Raw genomic sequence first — 20,554 nt, forward strand, 5'->3', positions numbered from 1 at the left:
CTATCTTTAAAGCCTTTATAATTGCTACCGTGTCAAATTTCTATAAGTGGGTCGAGCAAAGAATGCCGCCTGCTTTCACGTCACCAAGAGGGCATAATTGTGCTTCAAGAATATCGTAAACATGTTGAAGAGCGTGCAGCCCAAGGTATTGTGCCTGCACCACTAGATGCGCAGCAAACTGCTGACCTTATCGAATTAATTAAAAACCCACCGGCAGGTGAAGAAGAGTTCATTCTTGACCTTCTAGTTAACCGTGTACCGCCAGGTGTTGATGACGCTGCATACGTAAAAGCTGGTTTCTTAGCTGCAGTAGCAAAGGGTGAAGCTCAGTCACCACTAATCAATAAAGAAAAAGCGGCTGAACTACTAGGCACTATGCTAGGTGGTTACAACATCGAGCCGATGATCGCGCTTTTGGACGATGAAGACGTTGCGCCAATCGTTGCTAAAGGCCTTTCACACACCTTGCTAATGTTTGATGCATTCTATGATGTAGAAGAAAAAGCTAAAGCTGGCAACAAGTTTGCGCAGCAAGTTGTTGAGTCATGGGCAAATGCACAATGGTTCCTAGAGAAGCCTCAGGTTCCTGAAAAAATCTCTGTAACTGTATTCAAAGTAACAGGCGAAACAAATACGGATGATTTATCACCAGCACCAGATGCTTGGTCACGTCCTGACATTCCTCTTCACGCGCTGGCTATGCTGAAAAACGAGCGTGACGGTATCAACCCAGACAAAGCGGGTGAAATTGGTCCTATTACACAACTAGAAGAGCTTAAAACTAAGGGTCTTCCACTTGCATACGTAGGTGATGTTGTTGGTACGGGTTCATCACGTAAATCAGCAACTAACTCAGTACTTTGGTTCATGGGTGATGACATTCCTTTCGTTCCAAACAAACGCGTTGGTGGTGTGTGTCTTGGTGGTAAAATCGCGCCAATCTTCTTCAACACGATGGAAGACTCTGGTGCTCTACCAATCGAGTTAAACGTTGAAGACATGAACATGGGTGACCAAATCGATATCTTCCCTTATGAAGGTGTTGTTAAGCGTCACGGTACTGATGAAGTTATCTCAACTTTCGCACTTAAATCAGACGTAATCCTTGATGAAGTGCGTGCTGGCGGTCGTATTCCACTGATCATCGGTCGCGGCCTAACTGACAAAGCGCGTGCGTCATTAGGTATGGAAGCAGAAGACATCTTCCGCAAGCCTGCTCTTGTGACAGATTCAGGCAAAGGCTTCACATTAGCTCAGAAGATGGTTGGTAAAGCATGTAATATGGCAGGTGTTCGTCCTGGTCAATACTGTGAGCCGAAAATGACCACGGTTGGTTCGCAAGATACTACGGGCCCTATGACACGTGATGAGCTTAAAGACCTTGCATGTCTTGGCTTCTCTGCAGATTTAACAATGCAGTCTTTCTGTCACACATCAGCTTACCCTAAGCCAATCGATGTGAAAACGCACCACACACTACCTGATTTCATTATGAACCGTGGCGGTGTATCGCTGCGTCCAGGTGACGGTGTAATCCACTCATGGTTAAACCGTATGCTTCTACCTGATACAGTTGGTACAGGTGGTGACTCGCACACTCGTTTCCCACTAGGTATCTCATTCCCTGCAGGTTCTGGTGCAGTTGCATTCGCAGCAGCAACAGGCGTAATGCCACTGGATATGCCTGAGTCAATCCTTGTCCGTTTCAAAGGTGAAATGCAGCCAGGTATCACGCTTCGTGACCTTGTACACGCAATCCCTTACTACGGTATTAAGCAAGGCCTTCTTACTGTTGAGAAGAAAGGCAAGATCAACGAATTCTCTGGTCGCGTACTAGAAATTGAAGGTGTTGAACACCTAACTGTTGAGCAGGCATTCGAGCTTTCAGATGCATCAGCAGAGCGCAGTGCTGCTGGTTGTACTGTTAAGCTAAGCAAAGAATCTATCGCAGAATACCTTGAGTCTAACATTGTTATGCTTAAGTGGATGATCGCTGAAGGTTACGGTGATGTTCGTACTATCGAGCGTCGTATCAATGCGATGCAAGAATGGTTAGCAAACCCAGAGCTAATGGAAGCTGACGCTGACGCTGAATATGCACACGTCATTGAAATCGACCTAGCGGACATTAAAGAGCCAATCCTATGTGCGCCAAATGACCCAGATGATGCGCGTCTTCTATCAGATGTAACTGGTGAGAAGATTGACGAAGTATTCATCGGCTCATGTATGACTAACATTGGTCACTTCCGTGCGGCAGGTAAATTACTAGACAACTTCGGCGGTCGTTTACCAACTCAGTTATGGGTTGCTCCGCCAACGAAGATGGATAAAGACCAACTTACAGACGAAGGTTACTACGGTATCTTCGGTCGTGTAGGCGCGCGTATCGAAACTCCAGGATGTTCACTGTGTATGGGTAACCAAGCACGTGTTGCTGACAAAGCAACGGTTGTTTCTACCTCAACACGTAACTTCCCTAACCGTTTAGGTACTGGTGCAAACGTATTCCTAGCATCTGCTGAGCTTGCAGCTGTAGCAGCAATTCTAGGAAAACTGCCTACACCTGCGGAATATCAAGAATACGCTGAGAAAATCAACGCTACTGCGGCTGATACTTACCGTTACTTGAACTTCCACAAGATGCCTCAGTACACTAAGAAAGCGGATAACGTAATTATCCAGCAAGCTGTGTAATACACGCATTTTGAAAAAGCCCACGCTATCTAGTGTGGGCTTTTTTATGCGTATACAATCACTAAAATAAAAATAGTTCCTATAAAATTGATTTATGCTGAAATATATAGCTGAAAATAACAAATAAATGAATTGTTAATGCAGTTTGGGTGGTATTTAGTGCATAAATGAAATCAATTCTGCTATGAAAATAGCTTAAGATCCCCGCGAATTTTATACTCTAGGCAGGATCTTTATGACTTCGTTAAATAACCAGAATCTTCTGCAACTTCGTTTCATTGATCAAACGCATATCGACGCTGTTAAGCCTTCTTTTGACCATCTTCCAGACAACCCATATGCAGATGGTGCATTCCGTAAGCGTCGTTATTCAGTGATTAAAGTTGAGCAGGGTGAGCTAAAGCTTCAGCCTACTAAAGCATTCGTGCAAGATGACTCGATAAATACATTCCAAGGCAACATTGAGCGTACATACGAAAACCTTGATGCCGACTTGCTAGCCACAGATGGCATGAAGCGCATCGTTGCTGAGTTTATCTCTATGACAGGTATCGAAGCTGACAGAAATATCGAAATTCATCAATTCCGTATGTTAGCGATTGAAAGCGATACACCGCCAGCGCCTGAAGGTATTCACCAAGATGGCTTCGACCATGTGTGTGTTGCAGGTGTTTCTCATGAAAACATTGCCGGTGGGGAATTACTTGTTTATGAACACAAAGAAGCGAAACCGTGTTTCAAGATGGAAATCAAAGACGGTATGTTCGCGCTAATCGATGATCGCCAAGTGTGGCACAATGCAACGCCGATGAATAAGCTTGATGCTTCTAAGCCGGGTTACCTAGATTGCTTTGTGCTTACAGCTTAAGGAACGACAATGAATTTATCCGCATTACGTAGCCAATTTCCAGCATTGACGCAGCACGTGGATGGCACTTCGCCTATCTTTTTCGACGGCCCTGGCGGTGCTCAGGTGCCACAAAGCGTGCTTGACGCCATGTCTGCCTACCTAGGTTTTTACAATTCAAATCTAGGTGGTGCGTTCTTCTCAAGTGATAAAACAGTGTCTGTGATGAGCCAGGCACGCCAAGCTATCGCCGATTTACTAAATAGTCCAAGTGCTGATCAGATCGTGTTTGGTGCAAACATGACCAGCCTGACATTCAGCTTCAGCCGTGCAATTTCACGTCAGTGGCAAGCGAACGATGAAATTATCGTCACCAACGCTGATCACTTCTCAAACGTTTCCTCGTGGCGCCAAGCCGCTGAAGACAAGGGAGCAACCGTTCATGCGCTGCGCATCAATGAAGAAGATTGCACCTTGGACATGGCGCATTTTGCGTCACTCTTAAATGCCAATACTAAGCTGGTGGCAGTGACTTACGCATCGAACACTACGGGCTCGATTAATGACGTTAAGCGCATGATCGAAATGGCTCATCAATATGGTGCCCTAGTTTACGTAGACGCAGTTCATTATGCGCCGCATGAGTTGATTGATGTGCAAGATTTAGATTGTGACTTCCTTGCATGTTCAGCATATAAATTCTTTGGCCCACACGTCGGTATCGTCTATGGTAAACGCGAACACTTAGAAGGTTTCACTCCCTATAAGGTTGAACCAGCAAAAGACGTTGTACCGGGTCGTTGGGAAACAGGCACGCAGAGTTTTGAGGGCCTAGCTGGTGTGGTGGCTTCTGTAGAATATATCGCGTCGCTCAGTGAGCTAGATGAAAGTCATGCTCGTCGTGAGCGCTTAGAAGCCGCTTTTGCAAACAGCAAAATGCATGAAATGGCATTGAGTAAGCACTTCCTTACACGCCTCAAAGCGTTCCCACAAATTAACCTGTTCGGTATCAAAGACGAAGCCCGCTTAGCGCAACGTACGCCTACTTTTGCGCTGACGTTCGAAGGACTGGAACCACGCCAAGTTTCTGAGTTTCTAGGCAAGCATCATGTCTGTGTTTGGGATGGTAACTTCTACGCGCAAGGCTTGTGCGAGCAACTCGGCGTCATGGATAAAGGTGGTGTGGTACGTATTGGATGTATGCATTACAACACCATTGAAGAGATTGATCGATTGTTTGAGCTATTTGCCCAGTTACTCTACTAATCTTTTCACGTTAAAAAAGGCTGCACTTGCAGCCTTTTTTGATCTTTATTGAGCGACTATTTAGTTGGCTGGCCGTAGATTTGTTCAGCACGATTGAAAAGTACCCATGAAGTCAGAATGTACTTGTCATTTGAGAGTGGTTTATTGCCGCGGTGCGTATGCGTGAAATAAGCAGGCGCAATCACCATAGTGCCTCGTCTGGGCGCAATTTTCTTATTTTGATAGAAAAACTCAGTCTCACCGCCTTCGCTCACATCATTTAGATAAAACATGAACAAAAGTACACGATGTAAAGCTTCATTGTGGCCCGCTTGCGGATACACTTCACTGTGCCAATAAGGGTATCCGCCTTTGTTTATTTCATATTTCTGCGCTTGAATACTGCCCAGACGATAAAGCTGCTGCATCAGTGTGCCAAGCTGAGGTACCGCCACTTCTGCGAAGTTGTCTTGCGTGAGTGCCACAGGCTTGCCTGTTTTAGGATGGAAAACTTGTAGGCCGAAAGCGCCTATCATCATGAATAAATGTTCTTCAACGTAACGCATCACGTGCTGTGCGGTCACTTGTTGAATATGCTGTAAAGGTTGCTGGTATTCAGGGTGCGCATTTAGGTAAAGGTCGCTGCTGTCTTTTTTGCTTAAGTCGACACCACCCGATGTTGTGCCTTGCTTCAAATGCGGGCTTTGTTCAAACATGTCGATAAACTGACTACAAAAAGTGTCACTAAGCGCGTTATCATAAACGCCAATAAAGTCTGTCATGACTTCAACCTTATCTATTGGAATTATTATGCTTATTGAAAAAGTTCAGCCCCGATTTAGCGAAACCGATGTTCTCGGGCATATAAACAATACCGTACTACCGGTGTGGTTTGAAGCCGCCCGCACGCCTATTTTTAAAATCTTTACACCGGATCTTAATCCACATCAATGGCGCTTAATTGTCGCTAAAGTGGAAGTGACGTTTTTAGGGGAGCTTTTTTACGGTCAAGAAGTGGAAGTAAAAACCATGATAGAGCGTATCGGCTCAAGTTCCTTTGTTATTAAGCAACAAGCTTGGCAGCATGGCCAGTGTTGCGCTGAAGGTAAAACCGTGATGGTGCGCTATAACTTTGAAAACAAAGCGTCACAAGCGCTCAGTGACGATGAAAAAACGCAACTTTCGGCATACCTAGAAGAAGCTCAATAATTGAGCTTCCATAGATTCTAATTGGGAGTTTCGATATCTGGAAACGCAGGGGACACGCATTTTTTAACTTCAAAGCGGACACCATACGGTGCGCTTTCATCTTCGAATAGCTCGACAATTTCGTAGTCGTTCAACTCAACCACTCTACTTTTTGCGTTTTTTTCACAGCGCGAGTATTCATCAGCTTCCCAGCGAAAGGCAAACTGAGCAATCAGAATTTTTATCCATTTGTCAGAGTCCTCAAGGGGGTCCTCTAGTTTCGCTTCAAGATGCACAGTGGGCGGCGTTTCCTTCGATTGATTCTGAGTATTTGCTATTTCGTCCTCGAAGCTGGCGCTGACTTGCTCAATGGCATCACTGGCATTTTGAAAATCGCCCGATGTCACAAACAGATTGACGGTGACAATGCAGCATAGCGTAAAGCGAGCAATGGCTGTTTGAATAGGTCGTTTGCTATGGTCTAAGAAGCTGAGCCCGAAACGCTGAAAGGGCCTCAGCACCAACAGCACCAATACATACAAAGGTAACACTAATTGCAGGAGTAATAGCGCGATAACGGATAAAGCAAGCATCCAACTTGGCAGATACAGCAAGATGGCAAAGTTGTGGGTGTAGTCGAAGTGACTAGCCGCCACTGAGGTCACCTCATTGACAGTGCCGGCAGCATTCGCCAACACAAAGTTAGTGATGGTACCGTAGAACAACAGCAGTAAGGCTTTACCAGGAAGTGAGTGAAATAGTTTTAAAAAACGAGGCCAGAACTCAATAGTGAGCGCCACCACAGTCAATGCGGTTGTTAGCCAAATACTGATGGGGTAAAGCGCCAGCGCGATAGCGTACAAGCGCTGTGCAGAGCTTAGCGATTGCCAAAATGTGTCAAAGCGGGCAAAGAGATTGCGACGTGTGCGTGTCGATTTAGCTTTTAAGCGTAAAAAGGGGGCAGTCATGGCAAGTCTGAATAATTGTGTTATTTATTCAGACTTTACCCCCAAATAGTCCTTTATGCCAACAATGGCTTTAGGTAGTGTCCAGTGTGAGAGCGGCTATGCTCAGCCACTTCTTCAGGGGTGCCTGCAATCAGGATTTCACCACCGCCACTGCCACCCTCTGGGCCTAAATCGACAATCCAGTCAGCTGTTTTGATCACATCGAGGTTGTGTTCAATCACCACGATGGTGTTACCGTGGTCGCGTAAACGATGCAACACCGTCAGTAGTTGTTGAATATCATGGAAGTGCAAGCCTGTTGTTGGCTCATCCAAGATGTACAGTGTTTTACCCGTGTCGCGCTTCGACAACTCTCGCGCTAATTTAACGCGTTGCGCTTCACCACCTGATAACGTTGTTGCAGCTTGGCCAAGGCGAATATAAGACAAACCTACGTCCATCAGCGTTTGCAATTTGCGATTAATCGCAGGAATGGCATCAAAGAACGTACGGGCATCTTCCACCGTCATTTCTAACACTTCATGGATGTTTTTGCCTTTGTAAAGCACTTCCAAGGTTTCACGGTTGTAACGTTTACCTTGGCAGACATCACAAGGTACATACACATCCGGCAAGAAGTGCATTTCTACTTTAATCACCCCGTCACCTTGGCAGGCTTCACAGCGGCCACCTTTGACGTTAAAGCTAAAACGACCCACTTTGTAGCCGCGTGAACGCGACTCCTGCGTGCCTGCAAATAACTCTCGAATAGCAGTAAAAATACCTGTGTACGTTGCTGGATTAGAGCGTGGTGTACGGCCGATTGGGCTTTGATCAATGTCGATTACCTTATCGAAATGATCTAAGCCTTTGATTTCTTTGTGTGGTGCAGGTTCAACAGCGGTGGCACCGTTGAGTACTGTGTGCGCCACTTTGAACAGAGTATCGTTAACCAGCGTTGATTTTCCTGATCCAGATACGCCTGTTATACAGGTCATCAAGCCAAACGGAATGCGCAAGTCTACGTTCTTCAGATTGTTACCCGTGGCGCCAAAGAGTTCTAACCATTTGTCGTTAGTTGGGTGGCGCTGCTTTGGCACTTCAATGGCCTTGGCACCACTTAAGTATTGGCCAGTCAGTGATTCGGGATTGTTCATGATGTCGTCGCGTGAGCCTTCGGCAACCACGTAGCCACCGTGTACCCCTGCACCTGGACCAATATCGATAATATAATCGGCTGCACGAATTGCATCTTCATCATGCTCTACCACGAGTACGGTATTACCTAAATCACGCAAGCGCGTGAGAGTTTGTAACAGGCGGTCGTTATCTCGTTGGTGAAGACCAATCGATGGCTCATCAAGTACGTACATCACGCCAACGAGGCCAGCACCGATTTGGCTCGCTAAGCGAATACGTTGAGCTTCACCGCCAGATAGCGTATCGGCACTACGCTCCAGTGATAAATAGTTCAAGCCGACATTAACCAAAAAAGACAGGCGGTCGCGGATTTCTTTGAGGATTTTATCAGCGATTTTGGCTTTTTGGCCTGCGAATTCAAGGTTGTCAAAGTAATCAAACGCTTGGCCAATGCTCATCACGGTCACCGCGGGTAAGTTGGTGTCGTCGATAAACACGTTACGTGCTTCTTGGCGCAAACGGGAGCCACTGCAGCTTGGGCATGCTTGCGAGGTTTGATATTTTGCCAACTCTTCACGCACAGAGTTTGACTCTGTTTCATGATAACGGCGCTGCATGTTATTGAGCACGCCTTCGAACTCGTGATTTCGGGTAATCAAATCCCCACGGTCATTGCGGTAGTTAAACGCAACTTTTTCGTTGCCTGAACCTTCCAGTACAATCTGCTTAGCGTCATCGCTGAGCTCTTGGAACGGTGTTTCCAAATCAAAGTGGTAATGCTCAGCAACCGATTGCAACATCTGGAAATAGTAGAAACTACGCTTATCCCATCCTTTAATCGCACCGCCCGCTAGGCTCAGCTCAGGGTTGTGGACAACACGATGGGGGTCGAAGTACTGACGCACCCCCAAACCATCACAGCTTTGACATGCACCCGCTGGGTTGTTAAATGAAAATAGGCGAGGTTCGAGCTCGCTCATTGCATAACCACAACTTGGGCAGGCAAAGTTGGCCGAGAACACGAGTTCTTCGCTAAGTGAATCATCCATGGCGGCAATTTGCGCTACACCACCAGATAACTCAAGCGCGGTTTCAAAGGACTCAGCAAGGCGTTGTTGTTGCCCTTCTTTCACTTTAAAGCGGTCAACAACCACTTCAATGGTGTGCTTTTTATGCAACTCAAGCGTGGGGGGATCAGACAAGTCACACACTTCACCGTCAATACGGGCGCGAATATAGCCTTGTGCCGCTAGTTGCTCGAGTAATTTAACGTGCTCACCTTTGCGGTTTTTTACCACAGGCGCAAGTAACATGAGTTTACTGCCCTCTGGCAAGTCCAGTACTTGGTCAACCATCTGGCTGATGGTTTGTGCAGCAAGTGGTAAATCATGAGTTGGACAGCGAGGTTCACCTACACGAGCGAACAACAAGCGCAGATAATCGTATATTTCTGTAATCGTACCCACGGTCGAACGCGGGTTATGAGACGTTGATTTTTGCTCAATTGAGATAGCTGGAGATAAGCCTTCAATATGGTCAACATCAGGCTTTTCCATCAAAGATAAAAACTGACGCGCATAAGCGGAAAGCGATTCTACATACCGACGCTGCCCTTCCGCATACAAAGTATCAAACGCGAGAGACGATTTTCCTGAGCCAGACAGACCGGTGATGACGATCAATTTATCCCGAGGGATGGTTAGGTTGATGTCTTTGAGGTTATGCGTGCGTGCACCGCGAACTTCTATATTATCCATTCTCCGCCTATTACCCGAGCTACTAAATAACGCACAAGTATCGCATATTTAACCACCGTTTAGCGACTACCTTAGCGCTTATATTTATAAAGCTTAGTTGTATGTGGTTGCATGGCTTTAGGATCACATTATATGGACAGCCATGGGAATTTATCTCGGTTAATCACGGTGAATTCACACCCAGCAATGTCCCAATCAAGGGGGAGTGTGTTATCATCGCCGGCCAAGATAATTTTGTTCCAGCTGATTGTATTTGTGTCATGTCTGCATCCCAATTAAACAGTGTTGAAAAGCGCGCGGCAGTATCACTTGCGAGTGTCTTCGCGTTTCGTATGCTTGGCCTTTTTATGCTTATGCCTGTATTGGCAATTTATGGGCAAGAACTTTCAGGTTTCTCGCCGATGTGGATTGGTCTGGCGATTGGTGCCTACGGTTTGACTCAGGCAGTGCTGCAAATTCCAATGGGTTGGTTATCTGACCGCTATGGCCGCAAACGCATCATTATTGCAGGTCTTATAGTCTTTGCTATCGGCTCTGTGGTCGCTGCACTGGCTGAATCTATGTACATGCTGACATTTGGCCGTGCGTTGCAAGGTATGGGGGCGATTGCCAGCGCTTTACTGGCGCTGGCTGCCGATCTGAGTCGCGATGAGCAGCGACCTAAAGTGATGGCTGTAATTGGCATGAGCATCGGCATGAGTTTCGCGATCGCGATGCTCATGGGGCCCATGATTGCTGCAAGTTTCGGCGTTGCGGGAATTTTTTGGCTGACGGCAGCGTTGGCGATAGTCGGAATCGGCATTGTAATTTGGTTTGTACCCAGTGCGGTTCGTCGTGCACCCAAAGGTGAAACCAGTGTCACCCTCGCAGATGTAGGTAAACTCGTTCGCAATTCAGATCTCGCCCGTTTAGATTTAGGGGTAATGTTTTTACACCTCACATTAACCACCATTTTTGTGTCGTTACCAATGCAATTGATTGGCGATGGCCTAGCCGCAGAAAAGCATTGGCAGCTTTATATTCCAGTGTTTATTTTGTCATTTGTGCTGATGGTGCCGATGATGATATTCGCGGTGGCTAAACAAAAAGAAAAGCCTTTGTTTTTAACTGCTATTTTGATGCTCATAGCCAGTATGTTGGGCTTAGTGGCAGGCGCCAATTCAGTGTATCTCATCGCTGTGTGTATGGTGCTTTATTTTGTTGCTTTTAACTTTTTAGAAGCGACCATGCCCGCATTAGTTTCGCGCCAATCACCCGCAAATCAGAAGGGTTCAGCGATGGGCGTGTTCTCTTCTTCACAGTTTTTAGGCGCATTTTTAGGTGGCATTTTAGGTGGCTTCGTGGCTCAACGAACGAGCCCCGAGATGGTGTTTGCGGCAGCGGCTATGGTTGGGGTAATATGGTTTGTCATTGCTGTAAAAATGCGAGTGCCGCCGCGTAGTAAAATAATCAGTTTGCTCAGCGAAGTGAGTAGCGAACGTGATGCACAACAATTAGCGGCGCGATTAGTGGAATTACCTGGGGTATTGGAAGCTACCGTGGTGTGTGATGAAAATCGCAGCTACCTCAAGGTGGATGATAAAAAATTTGATTTAAAGACGGCGCAACAGCTTGTCGTCTCAGCGTAGAAAAGTAGGAGTATAAATCCATGGCGCGCGGTATTAATAAAGTAATTTTAGTGGGCAACTTGGGCCAAGACCCTGAAGTTCGCTACATGCCAAACGGTAATGGCGTTGCTAACATTAGCATCGCGACCAGTGATAGCTGGAAGGATAAAAACACAGGCCAAATGCAAGAGCGCACTGAGTGGCACCGCGTTGTGTTATTCGGCAAACTTGCTGAAGTAGCAGGTGAATATTTACGTAAAGGCTCACAAGTGTATGTTGAAGGTAAACTGCAAACGCGTAAGTGGACAGATCAAAGCGGCCAAGAAAAATACACCACAGAAATCGTTGTTGACGGCTTCGATGGCAAAATGCAAATGCTAGGTGGCCGTGGTGAAGGCCAAGGTGCTGCGCAAGGCGGTTCACAAGGTGGATTCCAAGGTGGTCAAAGTGCGCAACCACAAGCTAGTCAGCAAGGTGGTTTTAGTGGAGGTAACCAAGGCCAACAAGGCGGTTACGGTCAGTCGCAACAACAAGGTGGTTACGGTCAGTCGCAACAAGGTAACCAGGGTATGGGTCAACAAAACCAAGGTGGCTATGGCAACCAGCAGGGTGGCCATCAGGGCGGTGGTTTCGCACCTAAGCCTCAGAATGCACCGCAAGGTGGCGCCTCTAACCCAATGGAACCGCCTATCGACTTTGACGATGATATTCCGTTCTAAACTCGATATATAGTTTTTAGACATCAAACAGCCCAGTCTTTTACTGGGCTTTTTTGTGTTGAGCTCTTGGTATTTTCCCACTAGCTCCATACAAGCATAAAATTCCGAAGTTGCTAGTCTTTTTTGCAAACAATTGTAGAGACGGCAAAGCCTGTTGAATTACCGTACTTTTCTTCTGCAGAGCCCATGATATGGGGCTTTTTTACTTCTTCAAACTTGAGCAACTGGTTATCTTGAACAACACTTTATGTATGTTGAAAGGGCTGTAATTGGATTGCGCATTGGCGATTTTAGGGAAGTATCAAAAGCTAGTTATTTCCGCCACACTCGGGGTGTGTGGCGTTATTTTGATCAACACTCTGTTAGTGTGGGCATTATTGCAACAGCGCCAATCCGAACTCCATTCTCTGGGCACACAAGTTAACCAGATAGGCAGCGTTAATGACCGTGTAATGTCGACCCTTCTTGCACCCTATGGTCTAACATTAAAGCCACAAAACGACAGCTTTGTGGTGTCAGTGCCACTTACTCTTCGAACGGATACTGGTCTGCTGAACGTGTACAGCTCACCGCTGTGGCTGAGCAATAGCCATTGGTTCTTGGCCATAAATACACTTTTACTCATTTTCTTTTGGCGCTCAATACAGATAACACGTCGACAATTGCTTGAAGTTAAACGCAACAAACTAAGCAAGCGCCTTCCATCTCCTATTAATGAGAGTATTTTTAGTGGCCTGCCGTCATATCAAAGCATATTTGCCATTGTTCACTGCCATCGTTTGAGTGCTGTTGCTTCAGGGGTTGCTAGTTTGCTTGAAGCCTTGTTACAAGAGCGCCTAGAGCATCAACAGCGCGTGTCAGTCAAAATTCTTAATTCAGGTTCATTTGCGATTACAGTCAAAGAGGTGAGAGTGAAGCAGTTGGAAGAAACGCTGCAGTCATTCAACGATCTTGTATTGGGCTGTTGTCGTAGTCTCCTGCCCGAATTGAGTGAGGGCGACGTTAAAATCGGCGTGTGTAATTACCGCACTGGCGCGGATCAAGCTGTGGTTTATCAGCTCACTCAATCTGCCTTGGCGTTAGCAAAGCAAAGCGAGCACAAGCACTGTTATCGCATTCCATTCAGCCACAATCATTCTATGCTACTGGCTGCTAAATCATGCTCTTTGGTTGAAGCTGTAAAAAATAATCAGTTTGTGTGTTTCTTTCAGCCGGTTTTTGATTTGGATAATGACGAAATCTTACATCACGAAACATTATTACGTATTCGCCATCCTCAACTGGGTTTGATATCACCAGAATATCTGTTGAGTCAGGATGCTTCGGACAGTGCCTCCCGCAAAGTCGATGAAGCTGTGCTCACTCGGCTTGATAAAATGTTGGCGAATGAGGAGTTGCAAGCCGGGGTGAGTGTGAACATTCAACCGAGTGCTTGGTTGGACGATATATTTTGGCCAAAATTGATGTCTTTTTTAAGCGATCACCCACGCGTAACGCTTGAGTGCCCCGCGAGTGTACTAGCGAAACAACCGAATTTGATAGCCAAGCGACTTGCGGATCCCATTTTGCAACTACAGGGCATCATTATTGACCAATTGACTCGTTGGCCAGCAGACGCATTGAGGCAGGTTCCGGTGCGAATTAAAGCAATTAAGCTTGCGAGCGAATTGGTCACCCACATAGACACGGATAAACATATTCAACGGCGAGTTCTGACTTATGTTGCGCACGCGCATCGCATCGGTGTGCCAATCTATGCTGTAGGCATTGAGCGTCAGCAGCAGGTAAATGTGTTAAAACAGCTTGGTATTAGAGGTGCCCAAGGCTTTTATTTCACTGGTACTATGAACCAGATAAACGTGTTTAATTCTCACTAACTAACTTGCGATATCTGAGTCCATCTTTACCTTGCAGACCACCTGTATGTATCGCCACTATGTGGCTCCCTGCTGGAAAATACCCTTGCTCTATCAATTGCCACAATGCGTACATCATTTTGCCTGTATATATTGGCTCCAGCGGTAATCGATGGGAGCGGTACATCCATTGACAAAAATCCCAAAGGGCCGAGCTAAATCGACCGTATCCACCATCGTGATATTCCGTCATCAATTGCCAATCGCATTTGGGTGCTGATGCTAATTCGTTGATTTCTGGCACCAGATAGTTGGCTTCTTTCAATACGGCAATACCAAGCACCTCTTTGCGAGTATGTCCCGCGAGTAATCCGGCTAACGTGCCACCGCTGCCCGTTGGGCAAAGCAGAAAGTCATGTTCGGGCAAACTTGCGGCCAGCTCTTTCACTCCTTTTAACGCCGCTTCATTGGTACCGCCTTCTGGCACAATAAACGCATCAGGGTAGGTGCCTTGCAATTGTTGGAGGTAATCAAACTCGCAGCGTTGGCGATATTCAAGTCGACTCACTGGATGCAGTTTCATATCACAGGCTCTTGCAAAACGCAGCGTGGGATTAGAGTCATCCAAAAAAGGCCCTCTTACTATGCCCCGAGTCGGTATGTTAAATATTTTGCCAGCCGCTGCAGTTGCATAAAGGTGATTAGAAAAAGGCCCGCCAAAGGTCAACAGCTCGGACTTACCAGAGCGGGTAAAATCCACTAAGTTGTATTTAAGCTTACGCCATTTATTCCCATGAATTATCGGGTGGAGTAAATCATCACGTTTAATACTCACAGTGATCCGCCTCTTTTTTATAAGCGGATCATGCAGTTGCATAATAGGTGACTCAGGTATTGTATTTGGTACAATGTTCATTAATGCAATACGCTTTAGTGCCTGCAATGACTTGCTAATTTTCGCAAATCATTGATACTTAGAATAATAATAAAAGGTGGTATAAAAGGCTTTATGGGTTCCCACATACTTGCGCGCTTACCGTGGTTTCGTTCTGAAAAACAAGTAGACACAATTGTTGGTGTGTCGCTGTGTACGAACGTGTTATTAGCCGTCACCCTAAAGAAGCAAAAGCAACAATGGTACGTCAGCGACACTGCTTCACAAACAGTTAATGACATAGCCAGCAGTGCTGAACAGACAGCGCAATTCGTAACGTCTATTTGTAAAGGCGCTGCGAAAGTCTTCCTTTTACTTCCTCAGTCCTATTATCAAATTGTTCAAACTGAAAAGCCAGCACTAGAGCATGACGAATTAGTTCAGTCGCTCCCTTGGACGCTTAAAGACTTGGTTACATTGCCGCCAGAAAACATCATCGCAGACTACATTGATTACCCTATCCAGCAGCCGGGCCAGCCTGCAAAAATTAGCGTTTTTGCTGCGGATAAAAGCCTTCTAACGCCATTAGTGAGCGCCTTAAATACCCAAGAATTGCAACTGCAAAAAATCACGGTAAAAGAAACCACCGTTGCAGACATGACAGCTAAAGACAACTATGCGCGCATGGTGATTTTGCAAGAGCCGGGTCAAGAACCTAGTTTGTTGATTATTCGCGATCAGCAATTATTACTGAATCGACGTTTACGCGGATTTGCTTTGCTTGAATCAAGTACAGATGAAGTAACGATTAATAATCTCAGTGATTCATTGGGGTTGGAAATTCAGCGCTCCATGGACTTTTATGAGAGCCAATTAAAGCAACCTCCCATCAAGGAAGTGCTATTTCACAGTTCGTTTCCCACGGAACAAATCATTGCTCGACTAACCCAGTTTCAATCTATTCCCATTAAGGTGTTTACACCCTTGATGGATCTTGCTGAGGTAGTTGAACCCAAATTTTATAATGCGCTTGCCAGTGCTTACTTTCCTATCTTGGAGCAAGCATGAAACGCAGTATCGACTTCTATCAAAAGAGCTTAAAGCCGAAGCAAGATCCGCTTCCTCTATCTACGGTCATAAAAATTGTCGCTACAACTGCGTTTGTTGTAGTGCTATGTATTGCACTGCAAAGCTGGCGTCTAGATAGTACGCAACAGCAATTGGTCGATACGCAGAACAAGGTCACTACTTTGCGCAACTCCACAAAGGTACTGAACGAACAATTACAAAAACACCGTGATGTAGCAGAACTTGAATTGCAACTCAGCAAGCAGCAGCAACGTGTTAAAAATCGCTTGGAACTGATCGACTATCTACAATCTGGCGGCACCAATCAAGTTGCAAATTACAGCGACTTCATGAGCGATTTAGCGCGCTACCACAATGAGCATTTATGGCTCACCGATATTTCTGTTGCTGCACAACATCTGCAATTACAAGGGCAAACCTTACAGCCGAGCGTGATTGCAAGTTGGCTCAATGGCTTGAAGCAATCGCGATACTTTAGCGGTAAGGAATTTTCAGTATTGGAATTTGAAAAACGCGAAGAGCTCAGAGAGTTTCGGGTGTCCACTCAGTTAGAAGGGGCGAACCGTGAGTAAATGGCAAGATGCTCAGCAACGCTTTAGTCAATTGCAGCGACGTGAAAAAATTATGGTTTTGGCTGTGTCGCTGTTTTGTATCATTTATTTGAGTGTATGGTTTGTGCTGATGCCGATGTTTCAAAAGCAGGCTGACTTCAAAAAGCAGGTTGCAAATCTAGAGCGTGAAATAAGCGTAATCGATACTCAGCAGCAAGCGCTGCGCCAAGCTCTGGCGATTGACTACAAAGCCAAGGTTCGTGAAAAAATAACGGCTCAAGAGCGCCAAGCGAACGACTTAGATTTACAACTACAGCAACTGAGTCAGGGCTTTATTGCTGCTGAAAATATGCCGAAGGTCCTGTCGGAGTTATTGGCAGAACAGTCTGGATTGCAATTAACGTCTTTTAAAGTCATCGGGGTTGAGCCTGTACTCGCCAATGCCAAAGCAAACGAAAATACTGAGTCCAATAATATTGAGCGTGTGTTATATCGCCACAATATGGAATTAAAAGTCAGTGGCGATTATTTTGCTGCCAAGGCTTATATGCAGAAAATAGAGCAGGCACCGCTTCGTGTACTCATCACTGGATTTCACTACCATGTTGATGAGTATCCGCAAGGTGAATTGACCTTAAAATTAGCGACGGTGAGTAGCAATGATACGTTTATTATTTTGTAGTTTGCTTTTAGCGCTGAGTTCTCAACTTGCGGCACAGTCTTTGTTAGACCCAACAAAACCGGCTTTTGGTGCAAAAGGAACCAGTCAAAATCAGCAGGCCCTTACGGATTGGGTGCTGGAATCGGTAGTCAAAAAGAACGGACAATTTAAAGCAATCATTTCAGGCTCTTTGTACTCGCAAGGTCAGCACTTGGGTGATTATAAAATAGCGCGAATCGACGCTAACTCTGTGCTTCTAAACCAGGGAAACAAACAAATAAAGTTAAAATTATATGGCGACGACATTAAACACTAACAAATTAGCCCGCTGGTTACTGCTTGGTACAACGGGCATTTTATTATGCGCGTGCCAGTCATTTGGTACCGGTGAAAAAGTACAGCCGCACATTCGCAGTGAACTTAATGCTGAGGTAGAAGAGGCTCCCACTGAGCAACTTAAGCCTCCAGTTGAATTTGAAGATGAATTGCTGAGCTCAATTTCCACTGGCGTCGATGCGCCAGCACAAATGAGCACGCCGCGCTTTGATGTAGTGGCAAACGAGGTAGCGCTACGACCATTTTTCAACGCGCTGGTGGATGACACGCCATTCAGCGTAGCAATACACCCGGAAGTCAGTGGCAATATTAGCTTGAACCTCAAGCAAGTGAGTATGGATGAGGTGCTCAAAGTCATCACCCGATTGTACCCACTTGATGTTTTTCTTGAGGGGCAAGTAGTGCAGGTGTTACCTGCAAAAATGCGTACTGAATCCATTGCTGTTAACTACTTAATGATGAAGCGTTATGGTGTTTCAAATGTCAGTGTGATCGCTGGTGGCGTGAGTGACTACGACCAAAACAACACTAATTCAAACGGCAATTACAATCAGAACAACAACTCCAATAATGCCATCAATAATAACAACCGTGGTAATGGTAGCTTTGGTTCGGGTGTGCAGCAACTAAACGGCTCTAACATTCAAACCACCAGTGAAAATGACTTCTGGAAAGACCTCAAAGAGGCACTTCAAGCGTTAGTGGGAACCCATGATGGTCGTTATGTCATCGTCAGCCCACAAGCCAGTTTAGTAACTGTGCATGCACTCCCTAGTGAAATCGCAGCGATGAAAGAATTTTTGAAGCACAGTGAGGAAAGCTTGCAACGCCAAGTTGTGCTTGAAGCACGGATTATCGAAGTTACGCTCAAAGATGAGTACCAACAGGGTGTGCAGTGGGACCGTATTTCCAGTGGCCTCGCAGGAAGTATCAGTTTCAGTACATCTGGTGGGGTCCTCGGCAATGCGATTAGCAGTGAGTTGGGCGGTATTTCGTCATTGAGTATTGCCCGAGGTGATTTCGATGGTGTGATCGATTTGCTGCAAACGCAAGGCGACGTGCAAATGCTGTCAAATCCTCGGGTGACCGCAACCAACAACCAAAAAGCGGTGATTAAGGTTGGTGAGGATGAATACTTCGTCACTGATGTTTCCAGCAGTGAAGATATCGGTAACGTGTCACAGCAAAACAACAGTGATATTGAACTAACACCATTTTTCTCTGGTATTGCGTTGGATGTGACGCCACAAATCGACCGTTATGGCTCGGTGATTTTGCATGTTCATCCATCCGTAACACAAACCGAAGAACAAACTAAGTTCATTCGTTTAGGTGACGTCGATTTAGAATTACCTTTGGCGCAAAGTAATATACGTGAGTCGGATACGGTGATTCGTGCCGCCAGTGGCGAGATTGTGGTGATTGGAGGCTTAATGCAAACCATCACCAGCGATGAGGTATCAAAAACCCCTGTGCTGGGTGACATTCCGGTGGTAGGTAACCTGTTTAAGAGTGTACGTAAAAAGCAAAATAAAAAGGAATTGGTGATTCTGCTACGACCCACCGTGGTGATGCCTGATTCGTGGAAAAAGCAGCAACAACGCACTAAAAAGCTCCTTGAAACTTGGTATCGCAACTAATGTATCTGAGTTTTTTTAATTTGCAGGAAATGCCGTTCTCGCTAACGCCGAACACGGAATTCTATTGTGCCCTGCAACCGCATAACGAAGCGCTTAAAGTGTTGTTAAGCGCACTCAGCATGTCGGAAGGGTTTATCAAGGTCACTGGAGAAGTAGGGACGGGTAAAACCCTAATCTGCCGCAAATTAATTAACCATTTAGAAGACGACTACGTTGTTGTTTATATTCCTAACTCTTACCTCACCCCAGACGAATTACGTTGGGCGGTAGCGGCAGAATTAGGGCTAACCGATGATGAACAGTTAAATCAGCAGGCATTGAGTCAGGAAATAGAAAAGCGCCTTTTATCACTCAGCCAACAAGGCAAGAAGGTCGTGATGATAGTCGATGAAGCGCAATGTCTGAGTTGGGATGCGCTCGAAGCATTACGCTTGTTCACCAACCTCGAGACCGAAAGCAAGAAGCTGTTACAAGTTGTGCTCTTTGGTCAACCTGAACTCGATTTACACTTGAGCAATCCACGAGTGCGTCAGTTGCGTCAACGCATTGGCTTTTCATATCAGTTGCGCCCTATGACAGCTGCCGAAGTTGAATATTATATCGACCACCGTTTGCGCCGAGCAGGCGTTGAAAACAAGTTGTTTTCGACTGCGTTATGTAAACGCATCGCAGCAGCGTCACGGGGGATCCCTCGTTTGGTAAATACCTTGTGCCATAAAAGCCTGCTGCAAGCCTATGGCGATGGCCATACACAGTTGACAACAAATTACGTTAAAGCGGCGATTTCCGACACTGAAGATTGCCACAGCCAAAATACCTGGCAACGCTGGTGGCCACTGTTGGTAATGACTCCAGCCATACTTGCGATAGCGGGGATTTGGTTATGGAGGCAAGCGCTATGAGTGTGTTGAATAAAACACTTAAAGCGATTGAACAGCGCGACAATACTGCGGAGCTGGGATTGGAACCAACCGTTGAGCTTAATAAATCGCGCGAACTGCCAAAATCTTTAATGTATGTGATCGTAATTGGGCTTGCTTGTGCACTCGTTGGCGCAGCCTATTTGTTTATCCCTAAACGCCCTGTATCCGTGCCAATGACACCTGCATTGGTGCATGATGCCGAGCTATCTCAACAAGCAAAGCAACAACCAGATAAACCAGCGCAACCGCTCACTGGCGAGGATCAAAAGCACGTTGTCACTGTGAACGCAGCTGCACAGCAACAAGTCGAACTCTCTGATGAGGCTACGATTGTACAACAGCCAAGTACTGCAACTTTACCAGCGCAGCAAATGATAGCAGACGATGTAATTACAGCTAATGAGGCGCAAACAAGCGCGATACTTACGGCACCTCAATCCCCCCCGAATCGCCTGTAGATACAGCATCTCAGGCTAT

Annotated in this window: 18 protein-coding genes; 14 read left to right on the plus strand and 4 right to left on the minus strand. The window is 46.0% G+C overall.

Annotation, left to right across the window (positions count from 1 at the left end; all coding sequences use genetic code 11):
- The first annotated feature begins 99 nt into the window (after positions 1-99).
- The 3 genes from acnB to ACH19P_RS03255 all read left to right on the plus strand — a co-directional run bounded on the left by acnB (position 100) and on the right by ACH19P_RS03255 (position 4,810).
- Positions 100-2,697, plus strand: a complete 2,598-nt coding sequence (gene acnB, locus ACH19P_RS03245) for a bifunctional aconitate hydratase 2/2-methylisocitrate dehydratase (protein ID WP_462157067.1) — start codon at positions 100-102, stop codon at positions 2,695-2,697.
- A 235-nt stretch (positions 2,698-2,932) separates the two neighbouring features.
- Positions 2,933-3,565, plus strand: coding sequence for a 2OG-Fe dioxygenase family protein (locus tag ACH19P_RS03250; RefSeq protein WP_462157068.1), 633 nt, complete (start codon positions 2,933-2,935; stop codon positions 3,563-3,565).
- 9 nt (positions 3,566-3,574) lie between these two features.
- Positions 3,575-4,810: a cysteine desulfurase-like protein gene (locus tag ACH19P_RS03255; RefSeq protein WP_462157069.1), complete on the plus strand. Its 1,236-nt coding sequence runs from the start codon at positions 3,575-3,577 to the stop codon at positions 4,808-4,810.
- 56 nt (positions 4,811-4,866) lie between these two features.
- On the opposite strand, the gene ACH19P_RS03260 is transcribed toward ACH19P_RS03255, so the two are convergent.
- The gene (locus ACH19P_RS03260; protein WP_462157070.1) at positions 4,867-5,571 is read right to left on the minus strand and encodes a 2OG-Fe(II) oxygenase; all 705 of its coding nucleotides are present in this window, start codon (positions 5,569-5,571) and stop codon (positions 4,867-4,869) included.
- A 28-nt stretch (positions 5,572-5,599) separates the two neighbouring features.
- Between ACH19P_RS03260 and ACH19P_RS03265 the strand changes: the two genes are divergently transcribed.
- On the plus strand, positions 5,600-5,998 hold the full coding sequence (locus tag ACH19P_RS03265) for an acyl-CoA thioesterase (protein ID WP_462157071.1): 399 nt from the start codon (positions 5,600-5,602) through the stop codon (positions 5,996-5,998).
- Between the two features lie 17 nt (positions 5,999-6,015).
- Here ACH19P_RS03265 and ACH19P_RS03270 read toward each other — a convergent pair whose 3' ends face one another.
- Together ACH19P_RS03270 and uvrA are read right to left on the minus strand one after the other, a co-directional pair.
- Positions 6,016-6,945 (minus strand): hypothetical protein, encoded by a 930-nt coding sequence (locus ACH19P_RS03270; protein ID WP_462157072.1) that lies wholly within the window; start codon positions 6,943-6,945, stop codon positions 6,016-6,018.
- 53 nt (positions 6,946-6,998) lie between these two features.
- Complete coding sequence (uvrA, locus tag ACH19P_RS03275) at positions 6,999-9,821, minus strand: excinuclease ABC subunit UvrA (RefSeq protein ID WP_462157073.1); 2,823 nt, start codon at positions 9,819-9,821, stop codon at positions 6,999-7,001.
- A gap of 260 nt (positions 9,822-10,081) precedes the next feature.
- Between uvrA and ACH19P_RS03280 the strand changes: the two genes are divergently transcribed.
- The 3 genes from ACH19P_RS03280 to ACH19P_RS03290 all read left to right on the plus strand — a co-directional run bounded on the left by ACH19P_RS03280 (position 10,082) and on the right by ACH19P_RS03290 (position 14,024).
- A complete protein-coding gene (locus tag ACH19P_RS03280) occupies positions 10,082-11,449 on the plus strand; it encodes an MFS transporter (RefSeq protein ID WP_462157074.1) in 1,368 nt (455 codons plus the stop codon).
- Positions 11,450-11,469: 20 nt separating this feature from the next.
- Positions 11,470-12,147, plus strand: coding sequence for a single-stranded DNA-binding protein (gene ssb / locus ACH19P_RS03285; RefSeq protein WP_462157075.1), 678 nt, complete (start codon positions 11,470-11,472; stop codon positions 12,145-12,147).
- 281 nt (positions 12,148-12,428) lie between these two features.
- A complete protein-coding gene (locus tag ACH19P_RS03290; RefSeq protein ID WP_462157076.1) occupies positions 12,429-14,024 on the plus strand; it encodes an EAL domain-containing protein in 1,596 nt (531 codons plus the stop codon).
- Here the strand turns inward: ACH19P_RS03290 and ACH19P_RS03295 are convergent.
- Positions 14,011-14,919, minus strand: a complete 909-nt coding sequence (locus ACH19P_RS03295; protein ID WP_462157077.1) for a 1-aminocyclopropane-1-carboxylate deaminase/D-cysteine desulfhydrase — start codon at positions 14,917-14,919, stop codon at positions 14,011-14,013. The genes ACH19P_RS03290 and ACH19P_RS03295 overlap by 14 nt on opposite strands.
- A gap of 93 nt (positions 14,920-15,012) precedes the next feature.
- Here ACH19P_RS03295 and ACH19P_RS03300 point away from each other — a divergent pair, with 93 nt between their 5' ends.
- Genes ACH19P_RS03300 through ACH19P_RS03330 form a run of 7 tightly spaced genes read left to right on the plus strand, consistent with a single transcriptional unit; the run spans position 15,013 to position 20,535 of the window.
- The gene (locus ACH19P_RS03300) at positions 15,013-15,945 is read left to right on the plus strand and encodes a type IV pilus biogenesis protein PilM (protein WP_462157079.1); all 933 of its coding nucleotides are present in this window, start codon (positions 15,013-15,015) and stop codon (positions 15,943-15,945) included.
- Entirely contained in the window at positions 15,942-16,538 is a 597-nt protein-coding gene (locus ACH19P_RS03305; protein WP_462157080.1) for a PilN domain-containing protein, read from the plus strand. The genes ACH19P_RS03300 and ACH19P_RS03305 overlap by 4 nt, the downstream gene beginning before the upstream one ends.
- Positions 16,531-17,199, plus strand: a complete 669-nt coding sequence (locus ACH19P_RS03310; protein ID WP_462157081.1) for a hypothetical protein — start codon at positions 16,531-16,533, stop codon at positions 17,197-17,199. Before ACH19P_RS03305 ends, ACH19P_RS03310 begins: the two co-directional genes overlap by 8 nt.
- Positions 17,177-17,494, plus strand: a complete 318-nt coding sequence (locus ACH19P_RS03315) for an agglutinin biogenesis protein MshK (protein WP_462157082.1) — start codon at positions 17,177-17,179, stop codon at positions 17,492-17,494. The genes ACH19P_RS03310 and ACH19P_RS03315 overlap by 23 nt, the downstream gene beginning before the upstream one ends.
- On the plus strand, positions 17,472-19,154 hold the full coding sequence (mshL, locus tag ACH19P_RS03320) for a pilus (MSHA type) biogenesis protein MshL (protein ID WP_462157083.1): 1,683 nt from the start codon (positions 17,472-17,474) through the stop codon (positions 19,152-19,154). Before ACH19P_RS03315 ends, mshL begins: the two co-directional genes overlap by 23 nt.
- The gene (locus ACH19P_RS03325; RefSeq protein ID WP_462157084.1) at positions 19,154-20,056 is read left to right on the plus strand and encodes an ExeA family protein; all 903 of its coding nucleotides are present in this window, start codon (positions 19,154-19,156) and stop codon (positions 20,054-20,056) included. Before mshL ends, ACH19P_RS03325 begins: the two co-directional genes overlap by 1 nt.
- The gene (locus ACH19P_RS03330) at positions 20,053-20,535 is read left to right on the plus strand and encodes a hypothetical protein (protein ID WP_462157085.1); all 483 of its coding nucleotides are present in this window, start codon (positions 20,053-20,055) and stop codon (positions 20,533-20,535) included. The genes ACH19P_RS03325 and ACH19P_RS03330 overlap by 4 nt, the downstream gene beginning before the upstream one ends.
- The last annotated feature ends 19 nt before the right edge of the window (positions 20,536-20,554 follow it).

Source organism: Pseudoalteromonas sp. GB56 (genome assembly GCF_054923835.1).

Bases quoted from the DNA above. Each gene is read 5' to 3' on its own strand.
- ACH19P_RS03250 (WP_462157068.1), top strand. From the start codon at position 2,933: ATGACTTCGTTAAATAACCAGAATCTTCTGCAACTTCGTTTCATTGAT.
- ACH19P_RS03255 (WP_462157069.1), top strand. From the start codon at position 3,575: ATGAATTTATCCGCATTACGTAGCCAATTTCCAGCATTGACGCAGCAC.
- ACH19P_RS03260 (WP_462157070.1), bottom strand. From the start codon at position 5,571: ATGACAGACTTTATTGGCGTTTATGATAACGCGCTTAGTGACACTTTT.
- ACH19P_RS03265 (WP_462157071.1), top strand. From the start codon at position 5,600: ATGCTTATTGAAAAAGTTCAGCCCCGATTTAGCGAAACCGATGTTCTC.
- ACH19P_RS03270 (WP_462157072.1), bottom strand. From the start codon at position 6,945: ATGACTGCCCCCTTTTTACGCTTAAAAGCTAAATCGACACGCACACGT.
- uvrA (WP_462157073.1), bottom strand. From the start codon at position 9,821: ATGGATAATATAGAAGTTCGCGGTGCACGCACGCATAACCTCAAAGAC.
- ACH19P_RS03280 (WP_462157074.1), top strand. From the start codon at position 10,082: ATGTCTGCATCCCAATTAAACAGTGTTGAAAAGCGCGCGGCAGTATCA.
- ssb (WP_462157075.1), top strand. From the start codon at position 11,470: ATGGCGCGCGGTATTAATAAAGTAATTTTAGTGGGCAACTTGGGCCAA.
- ACH19P_RS03295 (WP_462157077.1), bottom strand. From the start codon at position 14,919: ATGAACATTGTACCAAATACAATACCTGAGTCACCTATTATGCAACTG.
- ACH19P_RS03300 (WP_462157079.1), top strand. From the start codon at position 15,013: ATGGGTTCCCACATACTTGCGCGCTTACCGTGGTTTCGTTCTGAAAAA.
- ACH19P_RS03305 (WP_462157080.1), top strand. From the start codon at position 15,942: ATGAAACGCAGTATCGACTTCTATCAAAAGAGCTTAAAGCCGAAGCAA.
- ACH19P_RS03315 (WP_462157082.1), top strand. From the start codon at position 17,177: ATGATACGTTTATTATTTTGTAGTTTGCTTTTAGCGCTGAGTTCTCAA.
- mshL (WP_462157083.1), top strand. From the start codon at position 17,472: ATGGCGACGACATTAAACACTAACAAATTAGCCCGCTGGTTACTGCTT.
- ACH19P_RS03325 (WP_462157084.1), top strand. From the start codon at position 19,154: ATGTATCTGAGTTTTTTTAATTTGCAGGAAATGCCGTTCTCGCTAACG.
- ACH19P_RS03330 (WP_462157085.1), top strand. From the start codon at position 20,053: ATGAGTGTGTTGAATAAAACACTTAAAGCGATTGAACAGCGCGACAAT.